This is a genomic window from Bartonella sp. AD328YNZD (assembly GCF_042196425.1).
On record NZ_JBHIQG010000006.1, the window covers coordinates 3,960 to 11,508 of the forward strand.

A 7,549-nucleotide genomic window follows, 5' to 3' on the forward strand; every position below is an offset into this window, starting at 1 on the left:
TCAGAACGAAATATGTTTACAGTGAGGGTGGTTTTTGTATTGTGACTTAAGAGTATAAAGAAATTTACATCTTTTTGCTTGCTATTATTGACGAATAAATTCAAGAACCATACACCCTATTTTGGAAGATTATAATTTTTAGGATAAATAATGATGCGTAATCAGTGTGATGCCCTTAGCCTTACGCCTGAATTAAAGGATGCGGCTGCTCAATCGAGAACTTGGCCATTTGAAGAAGCACGTAAGATTATCAAACGGTATGAAAAGACGGGTTACCCAGACAGTGTAATATTTGAGACCGGTTATGGACCTTCTGGTTTACCGCATATTGGAACTTTTGGGGAAGTTGCACGTACAACCATGGTGCGTCATGCATTTCATATTCTCACAGAGAATAAAGTAAAAACAAAATTACTTTGTTTTTCTGATGATATGGATGGTTTGCGCAAGGTTCCTGAGAATGTGCCAGATCGCGAGAGGATGGAACATTATCTTGGTCAACCGTTGAGCCGTGTACCTGATCCTTTTGGAGATGATTATCCTTCTTTTGGAGCGGCAAATAATGCGCGGTTACGGGCTTTCCTTGATCGTTTTGGTTTTGATTATGAATTTGCAAGTGCTACGGATTATTACAATTCTGGTCGTTTTGATGAAACACTTTTAAAAATTCTTGCTTGTTATGACAAGGTGATGGCAATTATTTTACCAACATTAGGTGAAGAGCGACAGGCGACCTATTCTCTCTTTTTACCGATTTCTCCTTTTTCTGGAAAAGTATTACAAGTACCAATGATTGCGCGTAATGTTGAAAAAGGGACAGTTACTTATATTGAACCTGAAACAGGAGAAACCATAGAAACAGAGGTTACAGGGGGTAAAGTTAAGTGTCAGTGGAAGGTCGATTGGGCTATGCGTTGGGCAGCGCTTGGCATTGATTATGAAATGGCAGGAAAAGATCTTATCGATTCCACAAATCTTTCTTCTAAAATTTGTAAAGTACTGGGTGGAAAGCCTCCAGAGGGATTTAACTATGAACTCTTTTTAGATGATAAAGGGCAAAAAATTTCCAAATCCAAGGGAAATGGCTTAACCATTGATGAATGGCTTACATATGCTCCAACAGAGAGCTTAGGGCTTTATATGTTTTCAAAGCCCAAGACAGCAAAACGGCTTTATTTTGATGTTATTCCCAAAGCTGTGGATGAATATTATGCGCATCTTTCTGCCTATGGTCGTCAAAGTTGGCAAGAACGGCTCAATAATCCTGTATGGCATATTCATAATGGTTGTCCACCGCAGGTTGATTTACCTGTACCTTTTGCGATGCTTTTAAATTTGGTAAGTGCTTCAAATGCAGAGAATGCAGGGGTTCTTTGGGGTTTTATTTCTCGTTACGCTAAGGGAGCAAATGCGCAAACTTGTCCAGAACTTGATCAATTGGTGAAATTTGCCATTAAATATTTTGATGTTTTTGTTAAACCAAACAAAAAATTTCGTATACCAGATGACAGCGAACGAGCAACATTAGCACAAATTGATGCAAAATTAGCCAATTTGCCTGAAACTGTTGATGGCAACACACTACAAAATACACTTCTTGATGTTGCGCGGTTAACGGAACGCTATCAAGATCATAGCAAAAAAAGCCCTGAAGGTGGGCCTGGCGTTTCCAATGTTTTTTTTCAAATGTTGTATGAGGTCCTTTTAGGACAAGAGAGAGGTCCACGATGGGGATCATTTATAGCGCTTTATGGGATTAATGAAATGCGTGCACTGATTGCTGAAGCACTTGCACGACCTATGGAGGAATAATGGAACGAAGAGTACAGGAAGTAAAGCGGCGCCGTACATTTGCAATTATTGCTCACCCAGATGCTGGGAAAACAACATTGACGGAAAAGCTTTTATTGTTTGGTGGTGCTATTCAACTTGCAGGAGAAGTAAAAGCCAAAAAAGATCGTATTCAAACTCGTTCTGACTGGATGAATATTGAGCGTGATCGTGGTATTTCCGTTGTGACTTCTGTGATGACGTTTGAATATGAAAATCATATTTTTAATCTCCTAGATACCCCAGGCCATGAAGATTTTGCAGACGATACTTATCGCACGCTTACAGCGGTTGACAGTGCTATCATGGTATTGGATGGGGCCCGCGGGATTGAGCCTAGAACACTAAAACTATTTGAAGTGTGTCGGATGCGGGATATTCCTATTGTTACTTTTATCAATAAAATGGATCGTGAGGCGCGTGATCCTATAGAGCTTTTAGATGAAATTGAAGAAAAGCTTGCTCTTGATACCGCCCCCATAACATGGCCCATTGGGACGGGTAAAGATTTCGTTGGGACTTTTGATCTTCATCATAACCGTTTTCGCCAAAAAGATGATGAGATAACCCAGCGGATCGTTTCAAATCCCAGTGAGGTTGTCCATTTACTTCCAGAGTATCAACGTTCCACTTTTCTTGAAGGAGTAGAACTCGCTCAAAGTGTTTGCAAGAATTTTGATCTTCAAGCTTTCCGTGAAGGTCATATGACTCCGGTTTATTTTGGTTCAGCTTTACGAAATTTTGGTGTTCGTGATTTGATCAATGCGCTTATTGATTTTGGTCAAAGTCCTCGTGATCAAAGTGCAGATCAGCGCAATATCATAGCAACTGAACCTAAAATGACGGGATTTGTTTTTAAAATTCAAGCGAATATGGACCCTAATCATCGTGATCGTATTGCATTTTTTCGGGTATGTTCGGGAACACTTGAACGTGGTATGAAGACAAAATTGGTCAGAACAGGAAAACCGATGACACTTTCTGCTCCACAATTTTTCTTTGCGCGTTCGCGCCAAATTGCTGATCAAGCCTATGCTGGTGATATCGTAGGGATTCCTAATCATGGAACATTGCGTATTGGTGATACTTTGACTGAAGGAGAAGATATTCTTTTTAAGGGAGTACCCAATTTTGCACCAGAGATTTTGCGTCGTGTTTGTTTGGGTGATCCAATGAAAGCAAAAAAGCTCAGAGAAGCTTTGCAACAAATGGCTGAAGAAGGGGTTGTGCAATTGTTTATTCCTGATGATGGGTCGCCTTCTCTCATTGGTGTTATTGGTGCTTTGCAAATTGATGTTTTAAAAGAGCGATTAAAAATAGAATATTCTTTGCCAGTGAATTTTGAGTCTGCACGCTTTAATTTATGCCGTTGGATTTCAGCGCAGAGCAAAGATGAGTTGCAAAAGTTTCTCAACAATCATCGCTCTGCTCTTGCGTATGATTTAGAAGGTGATCCAGTTTTTTTAGCGGAGAACCATTTTTCATTAAATTATGAAGCAGAAAGAGCTCCTAAGATAAAATTTTCTACTTTTAAAGATTATCAAGTAAGCTCTTAATGTAAAGAAGAATTTTTTATGTAACAATTTGGTTGATAATGATTTTTCATATCGAGTTAGGGATCTGAATATTGTTATTTTTTCTGAAAACAAAAGGAGTATGTAAAGAACACTTTCAGGTTGTCTTATATAAAGAGAGAAGTAGATTTATTTATAATATTCAATAAGTTATAATATATTTGTAATTGTAACGTCTTTTAAAATTTTGATATATTTTTTCACAATAGCTTAAGACAAGGTCATATATTTAAGTATTTTGAATGTCAGTTAAAAATCTCCTGTATAAATAGAGCTTTTCAGTTTTTTCTTGTATGAAAATTGTATACAGTCAAAATAAAGCAAATAATCAATAAGATGAAATTTGTTATTCCCAATATGAGATCATATGACTTATAAGCCACGTGTCTTTTCTATATCTTCTGGAACGGCTTTTTTGCCTCACTTTGTTGATGCACTGCTCTCTGGTACCCTTATTGATAACTTTGCTCCCAATGGAGACATTCAAACTGCTCTTGCTGATAGCCTTATTTATGTTCCGACACGTCGTGCTGCGCGCGCTTTGCGTTTAGCTTTTGTTGAAAGAAGTAATACACACTCAACCTTTTTACCAACTATTCGTGCTCTAGGAGATGTCGATGAAGACAGTTTCCTTTTTGTTGAAAATCATACTAGCGCTTTAAATCCGCCTATTGGAGAAAGTGAACGCCTACTGCTTTTAGCGCGCCTTATTCGTCCATGGCGTGAAAATTTACCTGCGCATCTGCGTGCCATGTTTGGTACAGAAGATGTGCTTATTCCAGCTCATAGTGCTGATGCAATTTGGCTTGCTCAAGATTTAGCACACTTGATGGACGAAATTGAAACAGAAGGAGCAGATTGGTCGAAACTTAAAGATATTGCCCCTGACATGGTCGCTGAATGGTGGCAGATAACGCTCGATTTTCTGACTATTGTTACGCAAAATTGGCCACAAATCTTGACAGAAAGACAACGAAGTAATCCCGCTGAATGGCGTAATCAAGCACTCACAATGCATGCAGAGAATTTACGACGTACGAAGCCTGATAAACCGATCATTGCAGCTGGTGTGTCAGGTTCTATGCCCGCAGTTTCTCATCTTTTAAAGGTTATAGCTTCTCTGCCCAAAGGGGCTGTTGTTCTTCCTGGCCTTGATTTTTATATGGATGAAGAACAATGGAATGCATTAAGCACAAGCAATAAAGAAAAAACAGCTTGCGATTTTTTTGATCCTGCAGAAAATATTTTTAGCCATCCTCAATATCATTTAAAAAAACTTCTTTCTCTCATGGGGTGTCAACGTCGCCATGTTTGCGAAATTGGCCAACAAAGTAGCACAAAGAAAAGACGAATGGCTCTTTTATCGGAAGCATTGCGACCTGCTTCTACGACAGATAAATGGATACAAATTGTCCGTGATGATTATGAGGCTCTTTGTGCAGACTGGTCATTTATTGAAGCTATCAATGAACGTGAAGAAGCTCTCGCTATTGCTGTTGCTTTACGCAAAGCTATTGAAGAACCCCAAAAAACCGCAGCTCTTATTACAAATGACCGTAATTTAGCACGCCGTGTTACTGCGGAATTACAACGATTTGGAATTGAAGCAAATGATTCAGGGGGAATACCACTTGCCCAAACATTGCCTGTAACGCTTTTGCGGCTTATCTTAGAAAATGTATTACAACCTGATGATCCCATTGCTTTTCTTTCTCTTCTTAAACATCCCCTTACAACACTCCAACAAAACCGTCATCGTTTACGGGAAATGGCAGAAAATTTTGAACTTTTTGTTCTTCGAGGGAATACAGGGCGCATCAATCTTTGCGAATGTGATCAATTTCTTGAAAAATGGATTGAAATATCTTTTCATAATAGTTCTGAAATCAACGCTCTTGATCAGCAGAAATGTGAAGAAGCACGTTTCCTTTGTCATCTTTTGAGGACAGCTGTTGAACCTTTAACATCTCTTATGAAACAAGAGAAAGAGTGCACCATCAACGAAGCTGCGATAGCAACTGTTGAAGTTTTTGAAAATTTTGGTCGCGATGAGGATAACTCTCTTGCACATCTTTATCAACACGAAGCAGGACAAGCCTTATCAAAGTTCTTACGTGAATTGGTCAGTGATCAATCAGGATTAACATTTCATCTTTGCGAATGGCCTGCTATGTTTTCTGCATTGATCGCAATGCGTTCCGTTACACCTTCTCCTGGAGGACATCCACGTTTATTCATCTGGGGTACTTTGGAATCGCGTTTGCAAACGGTTGATACAGTGGTCATCGGCGGTCTTAATGAAGGGTCATGGCCGATATCAACCCGAAATGATGCTTTTTTATCGCGACCGATGAAAATGATGTTAACTCTGGAGCCACCAGAGCAGCATATTGGTCTTTCCGCGCATGATTTTCAATGGGCGATGGGAATGGATAAAGTGGTGATGAGTCGCGCATTGCGCGTTAATCATACGCCTTCCATTCCTTCACGTTGGCTACAACGCTTAGAAACCGTCGTAGGACAACAAGTTTGGAAACAAATCCGTGCACGAGGTGAAATACTCCTTCATTGGGCAAAGATGCTTGATCATACAAACATGATTTCTGAGGTGAAGCGTCCCTGCCCTGTACCACCTCTTGATATGCGTCCACGTCATTTTTCAGTTACTGAAATAGAAATATTACGGTATGACCCTTATGCCATTTATGCTAAAAAAATCTTAAGGCTCAAACCACTTAAAGCCCTTATTCATAATTCTAGCGCTCCTGAACGTGGAACACTTTATCACGCTATTCTTGCAGATTTTTGCAGACAAATAAAAAATCTAAATGCTGCAAATGCATTAGATGTGTTGCTTGCTATTGGACGTAAAGAGTTTGATAAATTCAATTTTCCACCGGATATTGAAGTGATTTGGTGGGATAGTTTTGAAAATCTTGCTCCACGCTTTATTCAATGGGAACAAAGTTTAGGACTGCGAGAGCGATATTCGGAAGTGGTATCACAAAAAATCCCTATAGGAACAACAGGGGTAACCCTTTCAGGACGTGCTGATCGTCTTGATGTTTTGCCAGATAAAACGGTTGAAATTCTAGATTTCAAAACCGGAACCCCTCCTTCATCAAAACAAGTTCGTGAATTATTATTTCCGCAATTGGCTTTAGAAACAGCTTTACTCATACAAGGGGGATTCCCAGATTTTCAAGATTTTACCCCCTCAAATTTATTTTACATTCCTCTTAACAAAAAAGGTGAAATTAAATCCCAATCAATTCTTTTAAAGAAAAAAGACGGAAAAACTCATCTAAGTGCTGTTGATCTTGCTAACAATGCATGGGAAAATCTTATCGCACTCATAACTTATTATCAAAATCCACAACAAGGCTATCTTTCACACGCAGTCCCTATGTTAAAACAATATGAAAGTGACTATGATCATCTGGCACGCTTATGGGAATGGTCAAGTGGTTTTCATAAAGAAGAGTAATCATGACGTTTTTTTCTATTCCTGAAGCCGCTCTTGATGCACAAGCAACAGCAACACATCCCCAAAAAAACGTGTGGGTTTCTGCAAATGCAGGATCTGGAAAAACCCATGTTCTAACCGAACGTGTTATCCGTTTGCTTTTAAACGGTACACCTCCAGCACGTATTTTATGCCTTACTTACACGAGAGCCGCCGCTGCTGTTATGCAATCACGAATTTTTCGCACACTCTCCAGCTGGAATGAACTCGATGATGCGCAGCTTAAAGAAATCTTATCGAAGTTTGAAAACAAACCTATCAGTGCAACAAAAATAACCTATGCGCGCCAACTCTTTGCTCGTGCTTTAGAAACACCTGGTGGTTTGAAAATACAGACTATTCACGCATTTTGCGAATCTCTCTTGCATCAATTTATGCTAGAAGCCAATATTGCTGGACATTTCGAACTCATAGATGATGTCAACCGCAAGAAATTACTACAAGAAGCTCGCTGCCAACTTTTGAAGCATCATGATGTACAACCCGCTCTAAAACAGCTGCTTAAGGTTATCAGTGAACATACTTTTAACCAATTGCTGTATGAAGCAGCTGAAAAGCAACATAAACTGTCTGATTTTTTGTCTTCTCTTCTGTCTGAAAATGGAGAAGAAAAATTGCG

At 39.3% G+C, this 7,549-nt stretch carries 4 protein-coding genes; all 4 read left to right on the forward strand.

Annotation, left to right across the window (positions count from 1 at the left end):
- The first annotated feature begins 150 nt into the window (after positions 1-150).
- On the forward strand, positions 151-1,812 hold the full coding sequence (locus ACFIO3_RS00780; protein WP_375695689.1) for a lysine--tRNA ligase: 1,662 nt from the start codon (positions 151-153) through the stop codon (positions 1,810-1,812).
- Entirely contained in the window at positions 1,812-3,386 is a 1,575-nt protein-coding gene (locus ACFIO3_RS00785) for a peptide chain release factor 3 (protein WP_375696802.1), read from the forward strand. Before ACFIO3_RS00780 ends, ACFIO3_RS00785 begins: the two co-directional genes overlap by 1 nt.
- A 385-nt stretch (positions 3,387-3,771) precedes the next feature.
- Positions 3,772-6,891 (forward strand): double-strand break repair protein AddB, encoded by a 3,120-nt coding sequence (gene addB, locus ACFIO3_RS00790; RefSeq protein ID WP_375606115.1) that lies wholly within the window; start codon positions 3,772-3,774, stop codon positions 6,889-6,891.
- Positions 6,892-6,893: 2 nt separating this feature from the next.
- Positions 6,894-7,549: UvrD-helicase domain-containing protein (locus tag ACFIO3_RS00795; RefSeq protein WP_375704022.1), on the forward strand; the 656-nt coding region annotated here is incomplete at its 3' end.